The sequence below is a fragment of the Streptomyces sp. NPDC002851 genome (assembly GCF_053591935.1).
The window spans coordinates 38,247-60,998 of sequence record NZ_JBSFUT010000018.1 but is presented as its reverse complement, the minus strand read 5'-3'; the positions used below and the strand labels follow the sequence as shown (position 1 = coordinate 60,998).

The following is a 22,752-nucleotide window of genomic DNA, read 5'->3' as shown; positions in this document are numbered from 1 at the left end:
CGGAGGCGTTCTCTCCGTGGCTCCCTGGGTGCCGGATCTAGAAGTTGGCCCCCCAACGGCTCCCAAAAGGGGGCCAGAAACGAGTCAGGGACCCGACCCGCGATGCGGATCAGGCCCCTGACCTGGCGGCCTTCCGGTGCCCGGATCCAGCCCGCGCCGCGTCAGCCGCGTTCCTCCTCCTCCGCCTCCATGAGCCGGATTCCCCGATGCGTCAGCATGATCATCGCGGGTGTATTTCCCTGGGCCCAGTCGACGGTGATGAGCCCCTCGCCCACCAGATATGTGCATGCGGCGGCCAGGTCCTGCTCAGGCATGTGGAGGTCGTCGCGCAGCTTCGCCCCGGTGACGCCGAGGAGGCGATTGCCTTCCGTGGCCTCGTACAGGGTCTTCATGATCGCTTCGCGGTAGTGCTTCCGCTCGTGGAGTGTTGCCATGGTTGCTGCCTCGTGCCGGGCACCGATCAGGAGTCCACGGGGCCGGGGCGGCGGTGCCCGGCCGCACCCGCCCCGGGGCATCGCTTCAGGCTTCGCCGGTCCGCGTGTCTGGGGCGTCCTCGGCCCGCGTCGGGGCGCGCACGGTCAGCCGTGACGTTGTCGATCCGGCCGGCCGTGCCGACGGTCGGCCCTTCCGGCCCCGCCGGCCGATCCCTGGCAGGACGTTGCTGTAGTGGAACGCTGAGATCCGTTCGTCGTGCATGCCGTTGAGCCGACGGATCAGCAGCACTCCTAGGATGATCATGGCGATGATCGCGAACACGGTGATGACGGTCTCCACGTCCTCACATCCTCGGGGCGGAACTGAGGAGTCCGGTCGGGTCCGGGTTCCCGGATGCCGCTGAGGCGGGCCCGCCGTCGGTCTCCCGCTCCTCTGCCCCTCTCAGCGTCTCCCTCGCGCCACGGGTGGTCAATTCGCTCGCCATCAGACGGCTGGCGGTGAGGAGGCCCCCAGGGGTGGCTGCGGCGGACATCAGCCGGGCGGCGGCGGCCGCGCCCGTCTCCGGGGGGATGATCAGCAGGTCCCAGCGGCCTGCGGTGTAGGAAAGCAGGAGCAGCTTGTGCGGGTCCTGCTCGCCGGCGAACCAGCCCACGCGCACCGTGTGCCCCGCCACGGGCACCTTGCGCGGGATCACGGGCCAGTGAGCCGGGTTCACCGCGACACGCGTGATTCGGCCCCAGCGCGCGTCCAACACGTCCATCAGAGCGGGGAGTTCACGGGAGAGATCGCGGGAGCGAGGCCACCAGGCACCGTCCAGCAGACCTGGAACCGGCCCCGCCGGGGTCAGAGACAGGCGGGCCGGTGGTGGGGCCACGGGCTCATTGGTGATCGTACGGTCGATGGTCGCGGTCATGGCGCGGACCCGTCCCCGGGGCTCGTCTTCGACGTCCCGGTGTTGTTGCTCGCCGAGAACGACGCCGACGTGGAAGCCGGTGTGCGAGATACTCCCGGTGCGTTCACCCTACGCCGTCGGCGGTGCGCGGGACGTACGCGTGACCAGACATTCTCAGATCCGGAGCTGCTGGCGCGGGTCGCCCGCGCCTCCCGTACCTGCAGTACGGTGAGTTGGCAAGGTCACTTCGTATCGCGGACGCACTGCCCTCGCAGACGGGTGGACACCATGGCCGACCCCGACACCCCTGACACTCCCAGGCTTCTGCCGGATGCGATCCACCAGTCCGTGAGGCCCGGGACGGCTCTGCTGAGGCTGGAGACGACACATGCCCGCGGGGGAATCCTGGACGGCGCATGGTGGCCGCGATCCCACGACATCGGTGCCGAGCTTCCCTCGCTGATCGGCGCTTTGACCAAGCATCTTGGGCCGGTCACCCGCGTCGGTCTGGACGCCACTGCCTGGGAGGAACTGCCGACACGGCTGATGGTCGAGGACCGGGTCGTGCATATCGTCTCCTCCCCGGTCGGTGACGACACCGTCCTCATCACCCGAGGCGATCGGGACCGTTTCTCCCTGCTGGTAGTCCCACCGGACACGGCGCCTGACGCTGCACGCGCCGCGATGGCCAGGTCCGTAAACGCCGACGACGCCACCCAGGCCGAGCAGATCCTCATCGAGACCGGCACCCATCCCGCGCCTGGCGAGTCCAGCGGCTGACCCGCAGACGGGCTCCTTGTCGCTGTCATCGGCTGGGGCGCCGCCCCGTCCGCCGAGACCAACGCACACCGATGAAGGCCAGAGCGGCTACGAAGAGCACGATGCCGATGATCAGCAGATAGAACAGCCCTTCCGCTACCACGCCGACGATTCCCAACACGACGGCCACAAGAACGAGAAACAGGAAGAGGGCCATGGAGCCGACACCTCCTTTGGACTGAGCATGGGTGGTCAGCGGCGCGCGAGTTGCCGCTCGCCGCCTGCGCCCGCCTGGTAGGTCATGTCGTAGTGCTGGAAGATCGCTTCCTCTGCTTCGGCGGGCAGGATGTCATCCATACCGACCGAAGGCGCCTTCTTCACCAGCGCCTTGGCGTAGGAGACCTTGATGTAGTCCGGCCCGAGGATCGCGTCGTCGAGGGGGACGAAGGCCAGGCGGTGACGGGTGGGGAGTCCGGTCCGGACCGTGGCCATGGCCGGTTCGTCGGTGGTGGTATCCACGTAGATCGCTTCGAGCACGCCGATCTTGTGGCCCTTTGGGTCGACGACGTTGTGGTTGCGCCACTCACGGACATTGGCTGCATGGATCATGGCTTATCCTCCTGAGCCGTTCACCCGGGCCGGTGTGAGCCGTTCACGGATAGTCGCAGCCCGCCGGGACGGTAGCCCTTTGCCCTTCCAGGGTATTGGGGAATCTCTGCGTTGCGCCCTCGGGCGGTGACGGTATCCATGGTCTTCACCGCGACGCCCTGCAAGTAGCCGGTCAGCGGCAGCTTGAGCAGTTCGAAGCCGCCGGCACCGATCAGGCCGGGGACCACGACCGCACGTCGGCCGGGATGGACCCGCGGCAGCCGGGTGAGCAGGTAGATCAACAGCAGGAAGTCGACGAGCAGGGCGATGGCCAGACCGGCCAAGAACAGCAGCACCGTCCTTCCCCGCCCTCTGTCCCGACCGGTTCCGGAGTGCGGGACGAGGCTGTCCAGGTCGAGCAGCCCGGAAAGGACCGGCGGTTGGCTCGTCTTACGCATGCCGTGGCTCGGGACGGCCGTTCGTGGACGGTCTCCGGTCGGTTCCCTGTCTTTGACAGCAGCGCGGAAAGAGAGGACAAATGGACGGCAAGGGCCTCCGGCCCATGCAATGAAGGACTGGCATGCGCGATCTTCTTGATCGGCTGCGCACCATAGAAGCCCGGCAGAACGAGCTCCGTAAGGAGCACGCGGCGATGATCCGCGCGATCGTGGCGAGAGCCGGCGGGGTCAGCCAGGCCGCCGCCCTGCTGGACCTGGACCCCAAGACCGTGCGCGCCCGCGAACGCGCCATCGACGTGATCATGGTCATCTACCGCGGTATCCACACCGCAAAGGTCGCCCCGGACGGGCGGCTCAGCGGCGAGACCGGCCAGGGCGAGGACAGCCCGGCCCAGCGGGACGCCGACCGCATGTGGTTCACCGTCGCCAAGGACAAGCGCCCACTCCTGCGCGCCGTCGTCTACGTCGTCGACGGCCAGGTCGCCCGCGTCCGCGAGGTCCAGAACGGCCTGTGGCAGGAGGACACCGACGGCAAGGTCGCCCTGCCACTCAGTCCGCCGCTCACCCCCGCCGCCCTGGCCAACCGCTTCCCCACCCTTCCCCTGACCATTGGCACCCCCCGACCGATGGTGCGGGGCAGAATCCGCGAATACATCGCGCTGTGAGACCGGGCCACGCGCCCGCACTCCGCCGCGAGGAGGACCCATGTCCCTCAATCCCGCCTTAACCGCACGCCACCCTGATGGGCCCGCACGCCCTGGCCGTGGCCGCCGGGGAGATCGACCACGACGCCGCCCCCCAACTCGACCAGGCGCACGAACGCCGTGCCCCGGGCGAGGACGCCTGGACACCGCGCAGGCCGCTCGACGCGCTCCTCGCCGTCGACACCCTCAAAGCGATGCCCTCAAAGCGATGCCCTGCCCTACGAACTCCATCCCCGATGGCGCGCGGAATGCGCCCGTAGCGAAGTCGGAGGCCCGCGCTCCACGCCACGGCCGGCGGCGGTAACGCCCGGCGCGGCCCGACCACGGCACATCCCCCAGACACCGGAACACGGCCCGGGTCATGCGCCCACCTGCAACGGAAAGGATTCATCACCATGACTACGCCAACCGCGGTTCGCCCCCCGCCCCCGCACGCGTCCGGCAGTGACTTCGCCCGGCTGTCGAAGAAGATCACCGATGCCGGGCTGATGGGCCGCCGCCCCGGCTACTACGCGGCCCGGATCACGGCGGTGGCCGCGCTCTATGCCGGCGGCTGGACCGCCTTCGTACTCATCGGCGACAACTGGTGGACGCTGGCGGTCGCCGCCTGCCTCGCCCTGGTCTTCGGCCAGGTCGCCCTGGTCGCCCACGATGTGGCCCACCGTCAGGTGTTCCGCCTGCGCAAGGCCAGCGAGCGAGCCGGGCGGATCGCCGGGAACGCCGGCATCGGGATGGGCTACGGCTGGTGGCAGGACAAGCACACTCGCCACCACGCCAACCCCAACCACGAAGAGCTCGACCCCGACCTCATCCCCGACCTGCTGGTCTGGTCCCAGGACCAGGCTCGCGCCGCCAAGGGGCTGCCCCGCCTGATCGGCCGCTGGCAGGCCGTCCTGTTCTTCCCGCTGCTCACGCTGGAGGGCTTCAACCTGCACGTGTCGGGCGTGAAGGCGCTGGCCAACCGTTCGCTCAAGCACCGCACGCTGGACGGCACGCTGCTGTTCGCGCACTTCGCGGTCTACCTGACCGCGCTGTTCCTGGTGCTGCCCCCCGGCATGGCGATCGCCTTCCTGGCCGTCCACCAGTGCCTTTTCGGCGTCTACCTCGGCTCCGTCTTCGCCCCGAACCACAAGGGCATGCCGATCCTGACCGGCGAGGACCGCCCGGACTTCCTACGCCGCCAGGTGCTCACCTCACGCAACGTGCGCGGCGGCTGGTTCACCGACATCGCGCTCGGCGGGCTGAACTACCAGATCGAGCACCACCTGTTCCCCAGCATGCCCAGCCCTCACCTGCGCAAGGCCCAGACCATCGTCCGCCGCTACTGCGAGGAACTGGGCGTGGACTACCTGGAGGCCGGACTGATCACCTCCTACCGGCAGGCACTCACCAGCCTCCACCGGGCCGGAGCCCCGATCCGGCACGCCCGTGTCCCCGCCTAGACTCCACCAGAGATGGGGCCGACACCGACGAACCGCTGCCGTCAAGGAGCCGGGTGGCAAGGAGCACACCGCTTCCTCCGAGGCATCGTAGAAGGCGCGGCCCTCCTCAGGCGCGCGATGCTGTGGGGGCTGTTCGGTGCAGGAGGCGAGCAGCAGCGGCGCCGGAGCAACCGGTACGAGCGGGAGGAGCAGCAACGGGGGTGCGGGGAAGCGGGGGTCGTCCCGCCGCCGGGCAGCCTCACGCGCCCCTGGGAGGCGTCGAGGGCGTGCGCGACATTCCGCAGCCGGTGGATGTACGGATCGCTCAGGACAGCGTCGAGCAGGCCGCCGTCGTAGCCGCTGCCCCCGAACATCGGATCGTCCCAGGGGCGTCGAACTCGAAGATGTCCAGGTCGTGATGGACGATCTTCTCCAGGGCGGCCTCGATGTGGTCGGCGTACCGCTCGCACGCCTTGGCCAGCTGGCTGCACGCGGCCACCAGGTTCGCCACCAGTGGCTCGTCCTGCTGAGCCTGCTCTGGTGGGGTGCCGAAGCCAACGCAGTTCCGCAAGTAGCGGTCGAAGGCGTCAGCGGCTTCCCCGCAGTGGGACTTGTTCGCCGTGGATGCGTACGTCTGCGAGTCTTCGAGGAAGTTCAGCATCAGCTTCTTGGCGTGACGCCAGGAGCTGGCCACATCGCGCACCTTGTCCACCGACCCGCGGAACCGCTCATTGCGACCGCCGGGCGCGTACCGGTCGTACCAGGCTGTCTCGCCGACCACTTCGGGAAGCTCCTGGCCCAGGCCGAGGTAGTTCTGTGAGCAGCAGGCTCCCAGGTCGCCCATGCTGCCGCCCGAGCCCCGCCGGACAGGCCGATGGCAGTATCCCGAGCTCCCCGCATCACCTCCACCATCCCCATGGAGGCACGGATCATCCCCTGCCCTGAGGCGGAGCCCGACTGCGAATCCGCCACGCACCCTCACCCGTAGTCGCCGAATTCACCGCTCTAACTCACGGGGATCAAGCGTTCGGAGAATGGGGGCAGTGAATCGGCCGACGCAGAGGCGCTGGACTGCCATGAGTGATGTTGGGCAAGGGCCATGTCATGAACGGAGAGCTGGTGAACTGGGGCCGTCGGGTGGCTGAGGCGGAGCTGAGTGGCAGTCGGCTGACTGGGAGCCTGCAACTCGAAGTTGGCGCCCAAAACGGGGCCGCACAGCAAATCAGACCCGGTGCTGATCTCTCAGCACCGGGTCTGACCTGGTGTTTCACTGTCGGGGTAGCGGGATTTGAACCCACGACCTCTTCGTCCCGAACGAAGTGAGCATCGGATAGCGCCGACTTGGCGGCTACGCTGGCGGTTGCCCTAACGGAGTTTGGTGGACACGAACGTCGACAACCCCAACCGTCAGGTGCGGTTGAGCTTCCTGGGCCGACCAAGATCGTGGGCGAACTGGGCGGCGTACAGCCGGGCGTACGCGCCGTCGGCCGCCAGCAGCTTCTGGTGGCTGCCGTGTTCGACGATGCGTCCGGTGTCCATGACGAGGATGGTGTCGGCGTCCCGGATGGTGGAGAGGCGGTGGGCGATGACGAAGCTGGTGCGGCCCTGGCGCAGTGAGGCCATGGCGTGCTGGACGAGCATTTCGGTGCGGGTGTCGAGGAGCTGGTGGCCTCGTCGAGGACGAGGATCGCCGGTTCGACCAGGAACGCCCGGGCGATGGTGATCAGTTGGCGTTCCCCGGCGCTGAGGCCGCCGTCGCCGTCCCCGTCGAGCAGCGTGTCGTAGCCGTCGGGCAGGGTGCGGATGAGGTGGTCGGCGTGGACGGCGCCGGCTGCCGCGACGACCTCCTCGCGGGTGGCTTCGGGCGGCCGTAGGCGATGTTGTCGGCGATGGTGCCTTCGAAGAGCCAGGTGTCCTGCAGCACCATGCCGATGGTCCGGCGCAGTTCGTTCCTGGGTACGGCCGTGATGTCGGTGCCGTCCACGGTGATCCGGCCGGTGTCCAGGTCGTAGAACCGCAGGAGCAGGTTGACCAGGGTGGTCTTTCCGGCTCCCGTGGGGCCGACGATCGCGACGGTCTGTCCCGGCTCCACCGTGAGGGGCAGGTCGTCGATCAGCGGCTCGTCCTGGTGATAGCGGAACGACACGCTGTCGAAGGCCACATGGCCCGCGACCCTCTCCGGTTGGCCGTCCGTGGATGTGGATGTGGATACGGAAGCGGATACAGGGTCCGGGTGCTCCTCGTCCGCGTCGAGCAGCTCGAAGACCCGCTCCGCCGAGCCCGCCGCCGTCGTATGCGACCGGGAACCCGGCCAGACCCCGCACGGCGCCATGCGCGCGTACATCCTGACCGCTCTTGCCGAACGGCAGCCGATGACCGGCCTCTCCGACCGGCCCGATATCCAGCGCCTGGCCCGCCTGATCACCGCCACCCCCGCGCTCGTCGCGCGCCGCCTGCAGTACGACGGGCTGAGCCAGGACCTCTTGGCCCAGGCGCTGATCGAGGAGCAGAGCTCGGAGTTCACCGCACGCCTGGTGGCCGCCCAGCTCCTCGGCACCCAGAACGTCCTGTTCGCGGAGAACTCCCGCCGCACCGCCGCCGGTGAGTCCCCGGACGCGGTCTACCCCGATGCGGTGCGCCAGACCGAGCATGCCTTCCGCCTTCTGGAGCGTGGCCTCGGCGACCTCTTCCGGCGCCTGGAGCGGACCGGTCCCGGCCGGTAGCGGTCGGCCGATGCCCGTACTCGGCTTACGGGCGGCTCAGCGCGCGGTACACGTCGTAACGGTTGCCGTGGGTGAAGCGCACGCCGGGCGTGCTGGAGAAGATCTCGTGCCCCTTGTCGTGGTCACCGGCTTCCCCGGCCTCGGTGTGTGCTTCGGCGCTGGTCCATTCCGTGTAGAGCAGTACGCGGGTGCCGTCGTGGCTGAGCAGGAAATGGGCCGAGATTGCCCCGGGGTGCCCTGAGTCGTCCTGCTGGGCCGCGGTGACGGCCTCGACGAAGTGGTGCTGCCGCTCGGGTCCGTCCACGTCGAAGGCGGCGGTGACCAGACAGCCGGTGACGCGGGTCTCGTTGTCGTGGGCGAGGCTGGAGTGGAGCCGGTAGCCCGTGGGGCCTGCCAGCGGCGCCGTGAAGCCGTGGGCCCGCAGGTACACGTCATGCGCCGCGGTGCTGGCCCACTGTGCGCAGCTGAGGACCGAGGTGCCGTCCATGCTGCGGAACCAGGTGACCGCCGCGAGACCATCGGCCCACGGCCCTCGCGCGATCGCGTCGAACTCTCCGTCCACCAGGCGTCGTTGCTGCCTGGAGCTGCCCGCGTAGGTGGAGCCGATGACGGGCAGAGGTGCGTCGGGGCGTGCGATGTGCGGGAAGGCGGGATCATCCGTCACGTTGCTCTCCTGTCGGGCGGGATGGAGGGCTCTTGCGGCACCGCGAACTGAGCGTGCGGGGGCGGTGCCGGACCGACGGGGCTGGTGCCCGGCACCGCTTGACGACGACGGCGGCCTGTCGGGGCTGCCCTCGTTCCCACACTTGTAAACCTACCCTAACGTCAAGGTAGGTTTGTAGTTCGCAGAGCAGCCGAGGCAAGGTGGTGGGCCGTGGACGAGCGGCTGATGCAGATCGGCGAGGTGTCCGCGCGCACGGGTCTGTCCCTGCGCACCATCCGGCATTACGAAGAGGTCGGCGTCGTCGCCCCCAGCGAGCGCAGTTCGGGGGGCTTCCGGCTCTATACGGAGGCGGATGTGCGGCGCCTTGCGATGGTGCCCCGGATGCGGCCGCTCGGGTTCAGTCTGGACGACGTCCGGGCGTTGCTGGGCGTTCTGGAGCAGTTGCCGGAGCCGGGCCGCTCGGCACCGGACGCCGATGAGCGAGTGTATGAGGAATTGGTGGCACGTTTGCGTACGTATTGGGTCGAGGCGGACGCGCGCTGCGAGGCGCTGCGCCGGGAGCTGGCGGCGGCCGAGGAGTTCGCCCACTCGCTGCACGGGCAGCTGGCCCGCCTGATGGAGGCGACGAACACGCTGCCGGAGGCCGCCCGGTGACCGGCGCGCACGACACCGCGCGGCGGGCCGCGGCCGAGGCGGCCCGGCGGCGGACGTTCGCGGTGATCAGCCACCCGGACGCGGGCAAGTCCACGCTGACCGAGGCGCTCGCCCTGCACGCGCACGCGATCACCTCGGCCGGCGCGGTGCACGGCAAGTCCGGGCGGCGCGGGGTGGCGTCGGACTGGATGGAGATGGAGAAGGCCCGCGGGATCTCCGTCACCTCCGCCGTCCTCCAATTCGCTCACCGGGGCTGTGTGCTGAACCTCCTGGACACCCCCGGGCACGCGGACTTCTCCGAGGACACCTATCGGGTGCTTGCCGCCGTGGACTGCGCGGTGATGCTCATCGACGCGGCCAAGGGCCTGGAGGAGCAGACCCGCAAGCTGTTCGACGTGTGCCGGCACCGCGGCATCCCGGTGATCACGTTCATCAACAAGTGGGACCGGCCCGGCCGTGAGGCCCTGGAGCTCCTCGACGAGATCGAGCGGGAGTTCCGGCTCCAGCCGACGCCGGTGACCTGGCCGGTGGGCGATTCCGGCTATCTGCGCGGCCTGATCGACGTACGCGATCCGCAGCGGATGCTGCGCTACACCCGCACCCCCGGCGGCGCTCAGGAAGCCCTGGAGGAAGCGGTGCCTGTCGAGCGGGCCTCGACCGAGGAGGGCGCCGACTGGGAACGGGCCGTCGAGGAACTGGAGTTGCTGCGCGCCGACGGCGCCGAGCACGACCAGGAGGAGTTCCTCGCGGGCCGTACGACGCCGGTGTTCTTCGGGGCCGCGATCTCCAATATCGGGGTACGTCTCCTGCTCGACGCCGTGGTCGACCTGGCTCCGGCGCCGGGGGCCCGGGAGGTGGAGAGCGGCGGGACGCGGCCGGTGGACGCACCGTTCTCCGGCCTGGTGTTCAAGGTGCAGGCCAACATGGACCCCTCGCACCGGGACCGGATCGCGTTCATGCGGGTTTGCTCGGGCGTGTTCGAGCGCGGCGCCACCGTGACCCGCGCGGCCTCCGGCAAGCCCTTCGCCACCAAGTACGCACACAGCGTCTTCGGCCAGGACCGCTCCATGGTCGACACCGCCTACCCCGGCGATGTCGTGGGCCTGGTCAACGCCGCCGCCCTGCGGGTCGGCGACACCCTCTACGCGGACCGGCCCGCCGTCTTCCCGCCGATGCCGACGTTCGCGCCCGAGCACTTCGCCGTCGCCCGGCCCGTCGACATCGGCCGCTCGAAGCAATTCCGCCGCGGCATCGCGCAGTTGGACGAGGAGGGCGTCGTCCAGGTCCTCGTCTCCGACCTGCGGGGCGACCAGGCTCCCGTGCTTGCGGCCGTCGGGCCGATGCAGTTCGACGTGGTCACGGCGCGGATGGCGGGGGAGTTCTCCGCCCCCGTACGCCTGGAGACCCTGCCCTACCACCTGGCGCGGGCCACCGACACCGCCGGGGCGGAGGCGCTGAACCGCTCCCGCCTGGTCAAGGGCGAGGCCCTCACCCGCGTACGGGACAAGGCGGTCCTCGCGCTGTTCCCGGACCGCTGGCAGGCCGGATCCTTCGAACGGGCCTTTCCCGACGCCCGCTTGGACCACCTGATCGCCGCCCACGACTGACCGTCCCGGCCCGGCCAGCACCACGTACCCGCACAAGACACCCCAACCCACGGGCAGAATCAGGAGGACAGGGCATGGCAGGCATGACGGAGTGCCCGTCGTGCGGCGAGAGCGAGGAGTTGCGGGGTGAGCCGCACGAGGGCGACATCCGCATCACCTGCCTCAAGTGCCGCGCCCAGTGGATGCGTGGCGCCCCGCGACGCTGGAGGACGCCGCCACCGCGGACGCGCTCGTGGAGTGGTGCGAGGGTCACTGGCCGGACCCGGACGCCAACGCCGCCCGCCGGGCCCTGAGCACCATCTGCCGGGCCGTCGACTTCTGGGGCGCCCGCGGCTGGCTCGGCTCCGACCCGGTCGCAGGGCTGCGCTGACGTCGAGCCCGGGGGCGGACGTCGCCGGGCGCACGGCCGAGCCGTGGAAACGCGGCCATGGGTTCCGCGTGTGAGGCGTGGATTCCGGGGGTGGGGGAGATGGTGAAGCGGGAGTTCGAGGAGCAGGACGTGCCGGTCCGCAGAGGGTGGCGGCGGGTGACGCTCGCCCGGCAAGTGCGGGTCGCCGAGGGCCGGTTGACGTTGTTGAACAGCTGGGGTGCGGAGATGGAAAGCGCACCGCTGTCCCAAGTCCGCGTCCACTCGCCCTGGTACGTGCCACGGGGCTGCGTGCGCGCGGTGCTCGGCGGGACGGCGTATCTCCTGGGGCTTGGCCCGGTACGGGCCCGGGACGTGGAACAGGCCGCCGCGGGCAGCCGGTGTGAGTGAGCGGTCCTTCAGGCGGTGGTGCCGGGCGGTGTGGGGTCCGGTTCGCGGGTGAGGACGACGGCGAGGGCCGCGGCGAGCGGGAGTGCGGCCAGGGCGATGAGCGCGGTGCCGTAGTGGCCGGTCAGGTCGTGGCCGAGGGAGATGGCCAAGGGGCCGAAGGCGCTGGCGCCGATGGTGATGGTGTGGACGGTGCCGCGGATGGCGCCGAGGTGGGCGGTGCCGAAGTAGCGGGGGTAGGCGGCGGATTCGACGGCGCGGAGCAGTCCGCTGGAGGCGCCGAGCAGGAGTCCGTAGCCGATGACGGTCCAGCCGGGTTCGACGAGGCGGGCGCTGAACACGGCCGCGGCGAGGATCGCCATGGCGCCGGTGAGGACGACCTTGGGGGAGACGTGGTCGATGATCGCGCCGGCGGCGAGGGTGGCCAGGAGCGCGGCGGCCGTCTGCGGCAGGAAGTTGGCGGCGGCCTCGACGGGAGTGAGGCCGCGTTCCCCGAGCAGGGCGATCTGGTGGAAGTTCAGGCCGGTGGTGAGCATGCTGCTCGCGGCCAGACAGGCGGCGATGGCCCAGAAGGCTCCGGTGCGCAGCGCGCGGCGCAGCGGCCAGCCGGACAGCGGGGCGTCGGCGGCGGACGCTGAGGCGGGGGCGATGCCGTCGACGTGCTGGCCGACGTCGGCGGGCCGGTTGCGGATACCGAAGAGCGCGAGCGGGATGACCACCAGCCAGACGGCGACCCCCTCGACGGCCCACGCCTGGCGCCACCCGTACGCGGAGACGAGCCGCTCGATGAGCAGCGGCGCGAGCGAGATACCGGCCGTGCCGATCGCGCTGGTGATGCCGAGCGCCAGTCCGCGCCGCCGGTCGAACCAGTACGCGACGGTCGTGGTCGCCACCAGTGACAGCGCACCCTGCCCGGCCATGCGGATACCGATGAACCCGGCGGTGAGCCCGACGATCCCGGTGACCAGGGAGAGCGAGACCAGCAGGGCACCGAAGACGGCCCCGACGACGCCGATGACCCGCCGGGGCCCGTAGCGGTCGATGGCCCGGCCCACGAGCGGCATCGCGCACGCCCCGACCAGGGTGCCGATGAGATACGCGGTGGAGACCTGCGTACGGCTGACACCCAGGTCGGCGATGACGGGGTCGATGAAGACGGAGACGCCGGTGGTCTGTCCGGGGGCGGTCATCGCCATGGCCAGGGCGCTGTAACCGACGATCCGCCAGCCGTGGAAGCGTCGGCCCGTGGACGCGGCGATGGCGGCGGGAGTGGTGCGCGGGCTCCGGGTGGTGCGGCGCAGTGTCCCTCCTCAGCGGTCCTCTTCACGGCGGGCCGCAGGCGGCAGCGTCGCGTGCGGCCCGGTCCGGGGCTTGTCAGGGCATGATTCCCGGCCCGGTCCGCGCGCGGAAGACCGCCCTCCCCGCGAGTCCGTGGTCGGGGAAGGGCGGCCGGTCCGTCACCGGCTCGGGCGTCAGTGCCCGGCGGTGAGTTGTCCCGCGAGCTTGTCGTGCATCTCGGCGCTGGGCTGGTTCAGGCCGATGATGGTGACCTTCTTGCCGCGGTCGGCGTACTTGGTCTCGATGGCGTCCAGGGCGGCCACCGACGAGGCGTCCCAGATGTGGGCGTCGGACAGGTCGATGACCACGTCGTCGGGGTCGTCCTTGTAGTTGAACTGGTAGACGAGGTCGTTGGAGGAGGCGAAGAAGAGTTCGCCTGTGACCGCGTAGACGACCTGCTTGCCGTCGGGGTCGACGACGCCGGAGACCTGGGCCAGGTGGGCGACACGCTTGGCGAAGATCACCATGGCGGTGATGCAGCCGACGACGACGCCGATGGCGAGGTTGTGGGTGGCCACCACGCACGCGACGGTGACGACCATGACCGTGGTCTCGCCCAGCGGCATCCGCTTCAGGGTCTTCGGCTGGATGGAGTGCCAGTCGAAGGTGGCGACGGACACCATGATCATGACGGCGACGAGTGCGGCCATGGGGATGTCGGAGACGACCGGGCCGAACACCACGACGAGGATGAGCAGGAACACACCGGCCAGGAAGGTGGAGAGCCGGGTGCGGGCGCCGGACGTCTTCACGTTGATCATGGTCTGGCCGATCATGGCGCAGCCGCCCATGCCGCCGAAGAAGCCGGTGACGATGTTGGCGATGCCCTGGCCGATGGACTCGCGGGTCTTGTTGGAGTGGGTGTCGGTGATGTCGTCGACGAGCTTGGCGGTCATCAGGGACTCCATCAGGCCGACGAGTGCGAAGGCGAAGGCGTACGGCGCGATGGTGGTGAGCGTGTCCATCGTGAACGGCACGTCCGGCAGGCCCGGAACCGGCAGCGAGGAGGGCAGTTCGCCCTTGTCGCCGACGGTCGGCACGGCGATGCCCGCGGCGATGGTGATGACGGTGAGGATGACGATGGAGACCAGCGGGGCCGGGATCACGGTGGTGATCTTCGGGAAGAAGACCATGAGCAGCAGGCCGCCTGCGATGAGCGGGTAGACGGGCCAGGGCACGTCGCTCATCTCGGGTACCTGGGCCATGAAGATCAGGATGGCGAGGGCGTTGACGAAGCCGACCATTACCGAGCGCGGCACGAACCGCATCAGCTTGGCGACGCCGAGCGCGCCGAGCGTGATCTGGATGAGTCCGCCGAGGATGACGGCGGCGATCAGGTAGCCGAGCCCGTACTCGTGATTGAGCGGGGCGATGACCAGGGCCATCGCGCCGGTGGCGGCGGAGATCATGGCCTTGCGGCCGCCGACGATCGAGATCACCACGGCCATGGTGAACGAGGCGAACAGGCCGATGGCCGGGTCGACCCCGGCGATGATCGAGAACGAGATCGCCTCGGGGATCAGCGCGAGCGCGACGACGAGACCGGCGAGCACCTCGGTACGGAAGACCTTCGGAGACGCCAGCCAGTCAGGGCGCGACAGCCGCGCGGACAGGGAGGAGGACTGCGGTGAGGACATGCAACCGTTTCCGTTCAGGCGCACGCGTCGCCGGACGTCACCGGAGATCACCTGCGCGTTCGTGCGCGATCCCGCCCCGGTAACCGGGGCCGGGGTCTTCGGCGGCCCGGCCACGTCGGGGGCCCTGCCGAAGGGGTGGCGGCCTGTGCGGGCCGCCGGGTCGGGCATCATTGCCCGGAAGTCTTCAGGTGCCGCCCGGGCCCGGTCGGGGCGCCTGGTGCGGCGGATCCGCCTCTGCCGCACGGCTGTACGGCGGAGGTTGAGTACGTAGAAGACTCTACCCTGACGTGAGGGAAGAGTGCGACTTATGGCTTGTGAAATGCAGGTGAACAGGCTTCGAGGCCCTGTGATTCACCTCACGTGACATGAGCCAGGTCACACATTCAAAATGCGTCGGAAACAACGAAGGGCAGGCGCGGGAGATGACCGAGCGGCAGATGCAGATCGGTGAAGTGGCCGAGCGGACCGGTCTGTCGCTGCGCACCATCCGCCACTACGAGGAGGTCGGCCTCGTCACCCCGTCCGCCCGCAGCAAGGGGGGTTTCCGGCTGTACACCGAGGCGGACGTCGAGCGACTCATGGTGATCCGCCGGATGAAGCCGCTGGACTTCACTCTGGAGGAGATGCGCGACCTGCTGGAGATCACCGCCCGCCTCGCCGCCGCCGACGACCCGCCCGCCGGCGAGAACCTTGAACGACTGCGCGAGCGCCTCGACTCCTACCGCAAGGTCGCCGACGCCCGCTGCGAGACCCTGCGCTCCCAGCTCCTGGCCGCCGAGGACTTCGCCACTACCCTCCGCCGCAAGCTCGGCGCGGAGGGCTGACCGAACGTCAGCAGGGCGGCTGCCGCACGCGAGGCCGGGTTCTGGGTCGTGCTCAGCCGCCCGCGGGGACTTCTTCTGTCACGCCGTTGAGTTCCGAATCCGGGTCGCTGCCGTAGGGGCGGGTGATGACTTCCATCGCGTGACCGGACGGGTCCAGGAAGTACACGCCGCGGCCGCCGTCATTGCGATTGATCCGCCCGGGCTGCTGCGCGCGCGGGTCGGCGTAGACGGTGACGTCGGCCTTCATGAGCCGGTCGAGGACGGCGTCGAATTCCTGCTCCGTGACCTGGAACGCGTAGTGCAGGATGGGCCAGGAGTCCAGCTCGACGGTGGCGAAGTCGAGGGTGACGCCGTTGTTGGTGGTGACGGGCAGGAACATGCCCGCGGGTTCACCGACCTTGAGGCCGAGGATGTCGGCCAGGAAATGGGCGGACTGCTCCCGGTCGCGGGAGAGAACGATGGTGTGGTTGAGATCAACTGCCATGCTGGAATGCCTCCATGGGCATCTCAGAGGGGTACCTCCGCGCCTCACCCAGCCGGTGACGGCGTTGCGATACCGCACAAAGATCCTAAGCCGCGTCCCAGGGTGCGTCGACCCTTTTTCAAGGGGTGCGCCGAGCCGCCGGGAGGCTGCTGGAGGCGGACGAAGCGGCGGTCGGGGAGCTGCGCGAGGATTTCGCGCACCGTTGCGCGAGGTTGCCCGGGGCCAGGTCCGGTCGGCAGGTCCTGGCGCCGCCCCCGAGCGGTGGCCGAGGCGCAACAGGCGGCCACGGCCCGGGAACGGCTTGCGGAAGCAGGCCGACGGGGTCGGCGAGCAACACTACTCTAACGCAAGGGTAGAGTTCTGGTGCAAGTCGCCTGCGGATCTCCAGGGCCTGAATCAAGGTCTGTTGAGCGGCAGTCGAGAGGTACGCCTCCCTGGTCACATCCTGACGCTGCGTGAGGTTAGGATGCGGCCGGTCGGCGCGTGAGACTGGTGAAGCGCCGACCGCGGCCCCGGCGTTCGTTCCCCCGTGCGACCCGGGGCCACACCCCCGACGGCGTTCCGCTCCGTTCACGGGTGCAGCAGATGCAGGCAGCCGGGCAGGGCTTCCAGGCGCAGCGGGGCGCGCACGTCGTGGGCCGGGGTGCCGTCGACGTCAAGGCGGCAGATGCCCCACGGGCGTTCATAGCGCATGCGCCGCACCCGGCGGGTGCCCCGAAGGTGTCGCCGCGCACCTCCAGCATGCCGTCCGGCGTCAGGCCGGCCGTCAAGGGCCGGTCGGCGGGGGCGGTGACCTTCTCGTTGTCGAGAATCAGGTGCGCATGACCGGCCTGGGGCTGCAGCGATACGAGTGTCACTTCCCGCACGGCGACATCGAAACCGCCGCCGGTGAGACGCACTCCGATGGCCGCCCGGCGGTGCGCGCCGAAGGCGTTCAGCCCGCCCTCACCGTCGCCGTCTTCGCGCTCGATGAGCAGCGGCAGCCGCCACAGGGCTGCCGCCCGCCGGGCCTGCTCGCCCTGGGAGCCGCCGGCGTGCACCAGCAGATCGACCCGCGGCCTGCGCCGTCCGCCGGGAGTGCGATGGCGTTCCTCCGCCTCCGGCACCGGGCTCAACTCGACGGTGTCGACAGCGTGATGGGACAGGCGCTCCCGCAGTGCGCGGGCCCGCTCCCGGTCCGTGCGGTTCCAGCCGCGCACATGCGGGCTCCTTGGGGCACTCTCGGGGTGCTGGGTGCTGGGTGCTGGGTGCTGGGTGCGTGGTGAGGGGGTGTAGGGGTCACGTCCGGGACGGGGTGGGGCCCGCGAGACCGGCTGCGGTCAGGGCAGGGCTGCGGTCTCGCGGACGGCAGCCGCCTGCGGCCGCCTCGGATCCGCCGACCGGTTCCCGCCCCTGTGGCCCGGAGCGGGATCCGTGACTGCGTCACCGACACGCATCTCTAACCTAGCGGGAGTGTTATCGACGTGCGAAGTGCCTACTGGCTCGGCCGGGATGCCCCAGGACTCTTCCGTTGCGATAGAGTTTGCGCGTCGGTCGCCCCTAGGCAGGTCCGGTCGGCGCGGCGGCCCCGGGTTGGTCCTCCATCACTCATGGCCGGGGTCGCCACCTTGCTCGAGTCGACCTGCGTCTTGCCTCCGCCCGCTTTGCTCGGGACCCCTCCAAGTCTACCCTCACGTAACGGTAGGCTTTGAGGGGTGATGGGAGGGTGGACATGTCGGTGGTGACGCGGCGTGAGGTCAGTGCGTGCGTGTGCTCGGCATTCGGGTCCGGCTGGATCGGCAGGGACGAACTGGCCGCCGCTGCACGGAAGTCCGGGGCTCGCCTGGAAGTCGTGACGCTGCTCGAACGCCTCTCCCTGCGCGTACGGATGCGGTCGCTGTCGTCTCTGTGGCACCTGATGCCGGACGTTCCGGAGGGCGACTGACCGGCCTCCGGTGACGGATCCGAGAGGTTGTGGATCAACCCGGGGCGACTCTCCGGTAACGTGAGGGTATGAGTCATCCGCATCCGGAGCTGAAGCCCGCCCCGCCACTGGCCGAAGGGGGGTTGAGGGTCGTCGCCCTGGGCGGCCTCGGCGAGGTCGGCCGCAACATGACCGTTTTCGAGCACGCCGGCAAGCTGCTCGTCGTCGACTGCGGGGTCCTGTTCCCCGAGGAGAACCAGCCCGGCGTGGACGTGATCCTGCCGGACTTCACGTCGATCAGGGACCGCCTGGACGACATCGTGGCCCTGGTTCTGACGCACGGCCACGAAGACCACATCGGGGGCGTGCCCTATCTGCTGCGCGAGCGACGCGACATCCCCGTCGTCGGCTCGAAGCTCACCCTCGCCTTCCTGGAGGCCAAGCTCAAGGAGCACCACATCACGCCCCGCACGGTGCGGGTGCGCGAGGGAGACCGGCGTGGATTCGGGCCCTTCGACTGCGAGTTCGTGGCGGTCAACCACTCCATCCCGGACGGTCTCGCGGTCGCGATCCGCACCGGTGCGGGGATGGTGCTGCACACCGGCGACTTCAAGATGGACCAGTTCCCGCTGGACGACCGGATCACCGATCTGCGGGCCTTCGCCCGCCTCGGCGAGGAGGGCGTCGACCTGTTCCTCACCGACTCCACCAACGCCGAGGTGCCCGGCTTCACCACCTCCGAGCGCGAGTTGACCCCCGCCATCGACCAGGTCATGCGTACCGCCCCGCGCCGGGTCATCGTCTCCAGCTTCGCCAGCCATGTGCACCGCATCCAGCAAGTCCTGGACGCCGCGCACGAGTACGGCCGCAAGGTCGCGTTCGTCGGCCGGTCCATGGTGCGCAACATGGGCATCGCCCGCGAACTGGGCTATCTCAAGGTCCCCTCCGGCCTGGTGGTGAGCACGAAGGAGCTGGAGAAGCTGCCCGACCACAAGGCCACCCTGGTGTGCACCGGATCCCAGGGCGAACCGATGGCCGCCCTGTCCCGCATGGCGAATCGCGACCACATGATCCGCGTCGGCAAGGGCGACACCGTCCTGCTCGCCAGCTCCCTCATCCCCGGCAACGAGAACGCCATCTACCGCGTCATCAACGGCCTGACCCGCTGGGGTGCCCACGTCGTCCACAAGGGCAACGCCAAGGTGCATGTCTCCGGCCACGCCAGCGCGGGCGAGCTCGTCTACTGCTACAACATCGTGCGGCCCCGCAACGTGATGCCCGTCCACGGCGAGTGGAAGCACATGCGGGCCAACGCCGACCTGGCGATCCGTACCGGCGTCGATCCCGACCGTGTGGTGATCGCCGAGGACGGTGTCGTCGTCGACCTCGTCGACGGCCACGCAAGGATCACCGGCAAGGTGCCCGCCGGCAATGTCTACGTCGACGGCATGGAGGTCGGCGGCGCCACCGAAGCCTCCCTCAAGGACCGCCTCACCCTCGCCGAGGAAGGCGTCGTCACCGTCGTCGCCCTCGTCGACGCCGACACCGGCGCGCTCACCGAGCCCCCCGACTTCCTGGCCCGCGGTTTCGTCCACGACGACGCCACCTTCGAACCGGTCATCCCCGTGATCGAGAAGACCCTCGCCACCGCGGCCGAAGAGGGCGTCGGCGACGCGCACCAGCTCGAACAGCTCCTCGCCCGCGCCGTGGCGAACTGGGCGTACCGCACGCACCGCCGCAAGCCCTTGGTGATCCCCGTCATCATCGACGCCTGACACCCCGCCCAATCGACGCCTGACACCCCGCCCACGTCGACCACTTCGCCAAGGCCGCCCCCGCCATGCCCGCGAAAGGCGCACAGATGAGCACACGCTTCCAGGAGATCGACTGGCGTCCGACGCCCATGGGTGACCTCAGCCTGCGGCGCCGCCGGGACCCGATGACGGGCCACGACGTGCACGAGGTGAAACTCGGCGAAGAGTTCCTCATGTCGAGCCTCTTCACCACCGCCGAGCAGGACCTCGCCCGCCTGGGCCTGGCGCCGCTGCCGGGCGCCGAACTCGACGTCGCCGTAGGCGGATTGGGCCTCGGCTTCACGGCCCGCGAGGCCCTGGACGACCCGCGCGTCCGCTCCCTGGTCGTGGTCGACGCCCTGGCCGAGGTCATCGAGTGGCACCGCAAGGGCCTCGTACCCCTCGGGCCCGGCCTGACCTCGGACCCACGCTGCCGCCTGATCCACGGCGACTTCTTCGCCCTGGCCGCCGATGCCGCGGGGCTTGACCCGCAGGAGCCGGGACGGCGCTTCCATGCCATCCTCCTCGACGTCGACCATTCACCGCGCCACGTGCTGCACCCGCGTCACGCCGCGCTCTACCGCCCGGCCGGACTCCGCGCCCTGGCCGACCACCTCCACCCCGGCGGCGTGTTCGCCCTGTGGTCGAACGACCCGCCGGACGCCGAATTCGGCGCGGCCCTCGCGGAGGTCTTCGCCGCATCGGACGCCCACGTCGTGGAGTTCGCCAACCCGCTGCAAGGGGGCACGGCCACCAACACGGTCTACGTGGCGCAGACATCCGGATAGGCCCGCAACGCCCCGCGAGCGGCGGGCCTCGCACCCGCCAAGCCCACGCCCTGGGCGCCCATGACACCCACGTGGTCTCTCCGGACGGCTATGAAGCACCCGGCCACCCCAGCCCACCACGCACAGCGTCCCGGACCAGCAAACGACACGTCCGTCGTGGACGGCACTGGCCTCGCCGCCGCACTCGGGATGAGCGCCTGGCCCGGTAGTCTCCATCGCTATGACCTCGGCCCGACACCAGTCGCCACACGTCTGGTTCTGGGACGATCCCCCTGCGAATTCTGGGCCGAGGAGCTCGCGGCACGTCCTCTCCCACGGGCCGGGAACCCGCCGACCCATCCACCGCATTCCACGCCGCGCCCGGCCTCCCCCTTTCATCGCCTCACCTCGCCCTTCCGTACCGGCGCACGGAATGACGCCGGTCGTTGGGCGGGTTTCCGGTGCGTGGGGAAGCCGGTGAAGTCGAGGGCATCGCCACGGCTCAGCCACGCGACGCGACATGCGAGAGCCGCGTCGAGGGGCGCGTTCTTTCGGAGCCCCGGCGCGGGCCGCTGAATCGGCGCCCCCTTGGAGGAGCCTCGGAGGAGCCTTGGAGGAGCCATGCCGAACCAAGTCCCCGCCCCGTCCGGCGCGTTCGCCACACTGGCCGCCACCTCGCGGACCGTGTGCGGCTGCGGCGGCCCGCTCATCGTGCCGGGCCTTGCCGTGGTGATCACCGGTGCTCTCCTCGGCAGTGTGTGGCTGCTCGCCATCGGGGCGCTGGTGATGGGTATCGCGGCCGGTCGGGCGCTGCGCTGCCACCGCCGTCGCCGCCTCGGCCTGGCCGGGCCCGATGACTGCTGCCCCAACTCGACGGTCCGCCGGGACGAGACCACGGCGACCGCGCGTGCGCGCTGAGCGCGCGTCCGCCGTTCCGGGCGGCACTCGTCGCGGCTGCTGGCTACCGGCCGCCGCCTAGAGGGGTGCGGAGAGGCTGAGCTGTGGGATACCGACGAGCAGGCTGAGTACGTACGGGTCGGCTTTGCCGTTGCCCAGGCCGATGTCCTGGGGGTGCGTCAGCATCGGGTCGGGCCGCAGGCAGATGCGGGCGATGCCCTGGCCGTGCACGGTGTAATCGAAGCGCTGCAGATCGCTGTAGCCGTCGATGCGGCCCTCGTTGGGCAGGGTGGGTGCCTGGCCGAGATAGGTGGTGCGGGCGGACGGCAGCGAGAGCAGACCGGGGACGGTGCCCTCGGTACGGCAGCCGGGTCCGGCGTACGGCTGCCAGCGGGCCGGTCCGCCGGGTAGCTGGACCTGGACGTGGGCGCCGTCCGGCACGGACTGGGGCAGCCACGTGCCGTTCCACCACCACAGGTTGTCGCGGTGTGCCTGGGTGAAGAGATACGGGTGGCTGCGGGTGCCGGGATCCGCCGTGACCGCGCTGGTGCCCGGTGCGGTGGGCGCGTACGCCGAACCGTCCGTGGGCCGGGGGCCGGGGCCGGGGCCGGGAGCGGCCATGGCGGTGGTGGCCGAGAGGGCGGCGAGGGCCGCGAGCAGGGCGGTCACCACGAACGTGGTGCGGCGCGGGGAGCGGCTCATCCGGGTCACCGGGACGGGGTGGTGTGGGAGGGGCGGCCCGGGGTTCCGGGCGGATTGATGAGCAGGTTGCCCATCATGCCGTTGTCCTCGTGCGGAAGGACGTGACAGTGGAAGACGGTCTTGCCGACCGCATCGGGCCGGAAGTACGTGCGCAGCGTGAACTCGCCGTTGGGCGGCAGCCGGAACGTGTCCCACCAGATGTCCGGGTCGGTCTGCCAGGAGGCGTCCCCGGGCGGGATGCCTTTCACGTCGACGACCTGGAACGGATTCACGTGCACATGCAACGGGTGCTGAAAGACGTCGTCGTTGACCATCCGCCACTCCTCCACCGTCCCGGCCTCCACCTCCTGATCAATGCGGTCCAGGTCGTACAGCCTGTCGTCGATGAGGAAACGGACCCCGGCACCGTACTTCCCGGAGATGTCCCCGGAGAACGTCAGGGTGCGGCGCCGGGTGACCGGCAGGTCGGGCATGCGCGGCGGCCGCACCAGCTGCCGCGGGATGCGACCCGATGCCGGACGGCCCGTCACCTCGAGAGTGCCGAGTTCGATGTCCGGGCGGACCCCTCCGGGATGCCCCTGGTCGTAGCCGCGGGCGTAGATCCGGTAGGTGCCGGGCTCGCCGCCGCGCAGCACGAATTCGGCCCGGTTCGCGGACGCCAGCATGATCGAACGGACTCGCTTGGGGCGGTAGAAGGGGATGCCGTCCTGCCCGATCTGGTGCACGGCGTGGCCTTCGATATGCAGCC

29 protein-coding genes and 1 pseudogene are annotated in these 22,752 nt (G+C 70.0%); 15 read left to right on the top strand and 15 right to left on the bottom strand.

Annotated features, from left to right (window positions below):
- Positions 1 to 161 precede the first annotated feature (161 nt).
- From ACWD10_RS20305 to ACWD10_RS20295, 3 genes are all read right to left on the bottom strand, one after another.
- On the bottom strand, positions 162 to 434 hold the full coding sequence (locus tag ACWD10_RS20305; protein ID WP_451092832.1) for a hypothetical protein: 273 nt from the start codon (positions 432 to 434) through the stop codon (positions 162 to 164).
- An 85-nt stretch (positions 435 to 519) separates the two neighbouring features.
- Positions 520 to 774: a hypothetical protein gene (locus ACWD10_RS20300; protein WP_451092830.1), complete on the bottom strand. Its 255-nt coding sequence runs from the start codon at positions 772 to 774 to the stop codon at positions 520 to 522.
- 4 nt (positions 775 to 778) lie between these two features.
- The gene (locus ACWD10_RS20295) at positions 779 to 1,348 is read right to left on the bottom strand and encodes a DUF5994 family protein (RefSeq protein ID WP_451092828.1); all 570 of its coding nucleotides are present in this window, start codon (positions 1,346 to 1,348) and stop codon (positions 779 to 781) included.
- 267 nt (positions 1,349 to 1,615) lie between these two features.
- On the opposite strand from ACWD10_RS20295, the gene ACWD10_RS20290 reads away from it, so the two are divergent.
- Positions 1,616 to 2,107 carry a DUF5994 family protein gene (locus tag ACWD10_RS20290; RefSeq protein WP_451092826.1) on the top strand — a complete coding sequence of 164 codons (492 nt, stop codon included), beginning with the start codon at positions 1,616 to 1,618 and terminating at the stop codon, positions 2,105 to 2,107.
- Positions 2,108 to 2,132: 25 nt separating this feature from the next.
- Here ACWD10_RS20290 and ACWD10_RS20285 read toward each other — a convergent pair whose 3' ends face one another.
- The 3 genes from ACWD10_RS20285 to ACWD10_RS20275 are packed head-to-tail and all read right to left on the bottom strand — an operon-like array spanning position 2,133 to position 3,132.
- Positions 2,133 to 2,303 carry a hypothetical protein gene (locus tag ACWD10_RS20285; protein WP_451092824.1) on the bottom strand — a complete coding sequence of 57 codons (171 nt, stop codon included), beginning with the start codon at positions 2,301 to 2,303 and terminating at the stop codon, positions 2,133 to 2,135.
- Between the two features lie 35 nt (positions 2,304 to 2,338).
- Positions 2,339 to 2,695 (bottom strand): PRC-barrel domain-containing protein, encoded by a 357-nt coding sequence (locus ACWD10_RS20280; protein ID WP_451092822.1) that lies wholly within the window; start codon positions 2,693 to 2,695, stop codon positions 2,339 to 2,341.
- Positions 2,696 to 2,715: 20 nt separating this feature from the next.
- Positions 2,716 to 3,132, bottom strand: a complete 417-nt coding sequence (locus tag ACWD10_RS20275) for a hypothetical protein (RefSeq protein WP_451092820.1) — start codon at positions 3,130 to 3,132, stop codon at positions 2,716 to 2,718.
- Between the two features lie 122 nt (positions 3,133 to 3,254).
- Between ACWD10_RS20275 and ACWD10_RS20270 the strand changes: the two genes are divergently transcribed.
- The 3 genes from ACWD10_RS20270 to ACWD10_RS20260 all read left to right on the top strand — a co-directional run bounded on the left by ACWD10_RS20270 (position 3,255) and on the right by ACWD10_RS20260 (position 5,278).
- Positions 3,255 to 3,797 carry a hypothetical protein gene (locus ACWD10_RS20270; RefSeq protein ID WP_451092818.1) on the top strand — a complete coding sequence of 181 codons (543 nt, stop codon included), beginning with the start codon at positions 3,255 to 3,257 and terminating at the stop codon, positions 3,795 to 3,797.
- A gap of 77 nt (positions 3,798 to 3,874) precedes the next feature.
- On the top strand, positions 3,875 to 4,096 hold the full coding sequence (locus tag ACWD10_RS20265) for a hypothetical protein (protein ID WP_451092816.1): 222 nt from the start codon (positions 3,875 to 3,877) through the stop codon (positions 4,094 to 4,096).
- Positions 4,097 to 4,231: 135 nt separating this feature from the next.
- A complete protein-coding gene (locus ACWD10_RS20260; protein ID WP_451092814.1) occupies positions 4,232 to 5,278 on the top strand; it encodes a fatty acid desaturase family protein in 1,047 nt (348 codons plus the stop codon).
- A gap of 304 nt (positions 5,279 to 5,582) precedes the next feature.
- Here the strand turns inward: ACWD10_RS20260 and ACWD10_RS20255 are convergent, their stop codons facing one another.
- The gene (locus ACWD10_RS20255; RefSeq protein WP_451092812.1) at positions 5,583 to 6,101 is read right to left on the bottom strand and encodes a WXG100-like domain-containing protein; all 519 of its coding nucleotides are present in this window, start codon (positions 6,099 to 6,101) and stop codon (positions 5,583 to 5,585) included.
- Positions 6,102 to 6,664: 563 nt separating this feature from the next.
- Positions 6,665 to 7,547 (bottom strand): annotated as a pseudogene (locus tag ACWD10_RS20250) (ABC transporter ATP-binding protein); the annotation flags it as partial.
- A 40-nt stretch (positions 7,548 to 7,587) separates the two neighbouring features.
- Here ACWD10_RS20250 and ACWD10_RS20245 point away from each other — a divergent pair.
- Positions 7,588 to 7,980, top strand: coding sequence for a hypothetical protein (locus ACWD10_RS20245; protein WP_451092810.1), 393 nt, complete (start codon positions 7,588 to 7,590; stop codon positions 7,978 to 7,980).
- Between the two features lie 25 nt (positions 7,981 to 8,005).
- Here the strand turns inward: ACWD10_RS20245 and ACWD10_RS20240 are convergent, their stop codons facing one another.
- Positions 8,006 to 8,644 carry an antibiotic biosynthesis monooxygenase gene (locus ACWD10_RS20240; RefSeq protein ID WP_451092808.1) on the bottom strand — a complete coding sequence of 213 codons (639 nt, stop codon included), beginning with the start codon at positions 8,642 to 8,644 and terminating at the stop codon, positions 8,006 to 8,008.
- A 210-nt stretch (positions 8,645 to 8,854) separates the two neighbouring features.
- Here ACWD10_RS20240 and ACWD10_RS20235 point away from each other — a divergent pair, with 210 nt between their 5' ends.
- From ACWD10_RS20235 to ACWD10_RS20220, 4 genes are all read left to right on the top strand, one after another.
- Positions 8,855 to 9,298 (top strand): MerR family transcriptional regulator, encoded by a 444-nt coding sequence (locus ACWD10_RS20235; RefSeq protein ID WP_451092806.1) that lies wholly within the window; start codon positions 8,855 to 8,857, stop codon positions 9,296 to 9,298.
- A complete protein-coding gene (locus ACWD10_RS20230; protein ID WP_451092804.1) occupies positions 9,295 to 10,905 on the top strand; it encodes a peptide chain release factor 3 in 1,611 nt (536 codons plus the stop codon). The genes ACWD10_RS20235 and ACWD10_RS20230 overlap by 4 nt, the downstream gene beginning before the upstream one ends.
- A gap of 166 nt (positions 10,906 to 11,071) precedes the next feature.
- A complete protein-coding gene (locus ACWD10_RS20225; protein WP_451092802.1) occupies positions 11,072 to 11,275 on the top strand; it encodes a hypothetical protein in 204 nt (67 codons plus the stop codon).
- Between the two features lie 57 nt (positions 11,276 to 11,332).
- Positions 11,333 to 11,662: a hypothetical protein gene (locus ACWD10_RS20220; protein ID WP_451092800.1), complete on the top strand. Its 330-nt coding sequence runs from the start codon at positions 11,333 to 11,335 to the stop codon at positions 11,660 to 11,662.
- Between the two features lie 8 nt (positions 11,663 to 11,670).
- Here ACWD10_RS20220 and ACWD10_RS20215 read toward each other — a convergent pair whose 3' ends face one another.
- The gene (locus tag ACWD10_RS20215) at positions 11,671 to 12,855 is read right to left on the bottom strand and encodes an MFS transporter (protein ID WP_451092798.1); all 1,185 of its coding nucleotides are present in this window, start codon (positions 12,853 to 12,855) and stop codon (positions 11,671 to 11,673) included.
- A gap of 276 nt (positions 12,856 to 13,131) precedes the next feature.
- A complete protein-coding gene (locus tag ACWD10_RS20210; protein WP_451092796.1) occupies positions 13,132 to 14,634 on the bottom strand; it encodes a SulP family inorganic anion transporter in 1,503 nt (500 codons plus the stop codon).
- A 422-nt stretch (positions 14,635 to 15,056) separates the two neighbouring features.
- Between ACWD10_RS20210 and ACWD10_RS20205 the strand changes: the two genes are divergently transcribed.
- Positions 15,057 to 15,458, top strand: coding sequence for a MerR family transcriptional regulator (locus tag ACWD10_RS20205; RefSeq protein ID WP_451092794.1), 402 nt, complete (start codon positions 15,057 to 15,059; stop codon positions 15,456 to 15,458).
- A gap of 52 nt (positions 15,459 to 15,510) precedes the next feature.
- On the opposite strand, the gene ACWD10_RS20200 is transcribed toward ACWD10_RS20205, so the two are convergent.
- Together ACWD10_RS20200 and ACWD10_RS20195 are read right to left on the bottom strand one after the other, a co-directional pair.
- Positions 15,511 to 15,942 carry a VOC family protein gene (locus tag ACWD10_RS20200; RefSeq protein ID WP_451092792.1) on the bottom strand — a complete coding sequence of 144 codons (432 nt, stop codon included), beginning with the start codon at positions 15,940 to 15,942 and terminating at the stop codon, positions 15,511 to 15,513.
- A 570-nt stretch (positions 15,943 to 16,512) separates the two neighbouring features.
- Entirely contained in the window at positions 16,513 to 16,635 is a 123-nt protein-coding gene (locus ACWD10_RS20195) for a hypothetical protein (RefSeq protein WP_451092790.1), read from the bottom strand.
- A 128-nt stretch (positions 16,636 to 16,763) separates the two neighbouring features.
- Between ACWD10_RS20195 and ACWD10_RS20190 the strand changes: the two genes are divergently transcribed.
- From ACWD10_RS20190 to ACWD10_RS20170, 5 genes are all read left to right on the top strand, one after another.
- Positions 16,764 to 17,207, top strand: a complete 444-nt coding sequence (locus ACWD10_RS20190) for a hypothetical protein (RefSeq protein WP_451092788.1) — start codon at positions 16,764 to 16,766, stop codon at positions 17,205 to 17,207.
- A 446-nt stretch (positions 17,208 to 17,653) separates the two neighbouring features.
- Positions 17,654 to 17,866, top strand: a complete 213-nt coding sequence (locus tag ACWD10_RS20185) for a hypothetical protein (RefSeq protein WP_451092786.1) — start codon at positions 17,654 to 17,656, stop codon at positions 17,864 to 17,866.
- Between the two features lie 68 nt (positions 17,867 to 17,934).
- Entirely contained in the window at positions 17,935 to 19,620 is a 1,686-nt protein-coding gene (locus ACWD10_RS20180) for a ribonuclease J (protein ID WP_451092784.1), read from the top strand.
- A gap of 86 nt (positions 19,621 to 19,706) precedes the next feature.
- Positions 19,707 to 20,426, top strand: a complete 720-nt coding sequence (locus tag ACWD10_RS20175; RefSeq protein ID WP_451092782.1) for a spermidine synthase — start codon at positions 19,707 to 19,709, stop codon at positions 20,424 to 20,426.
- Between the two features lie 600 nt (positions 20,427 to 21,026).
- Positions 21,027 to 21,323, top strand: coding sequence for a hypothetical protein (locus ACWD10_RS20170; protein WP_451092780.1), 297 nt, complete (start codon positions 21,027 to 21,029; stop codon positions 21,321 to 21,323).
- Positions 21,324 to 21,380: 57 nt separating this feature from the next.
- On the opposite strand, the gene ACWD10_RS20165 is transcribed toward ACWD10_RS20170, so the two are convergent.
- Together ACWD10_RS20165 and ACWD10_RS20160 are read right to left on the bottom strand one after the other, a co-directional pair.
- Positions 21,381 to 22,013 (bottom strand): hypothetical protein, encoded by a 633-nt coding sequence (locus ACWD10_RS20165; protein ID WP_451092778.1) that lies wholly within the window; start codon positions 22,011 to 22,013, stop codon positions 21,381 to 21,383.
- Positions 22,010 to 22,729: a multicopper oxidase family protein gene (locus ACWD10_RS20160; RefSeq protein ID WP_451092776.1), complete on the bottom strand. Its 720-nt coding sequence runs from the start codon at positions 22,727 to 22,729 to the stop codon at positions 22,010 to 22,012. The genes ACWD10_RS20165 and ACWD10_RS20160 overlap by 4 nt, the downstream gene beginning before the upstream one ends.
- Positions 22,730 to 22,752 lie beyond the last annotated feature (23 nt).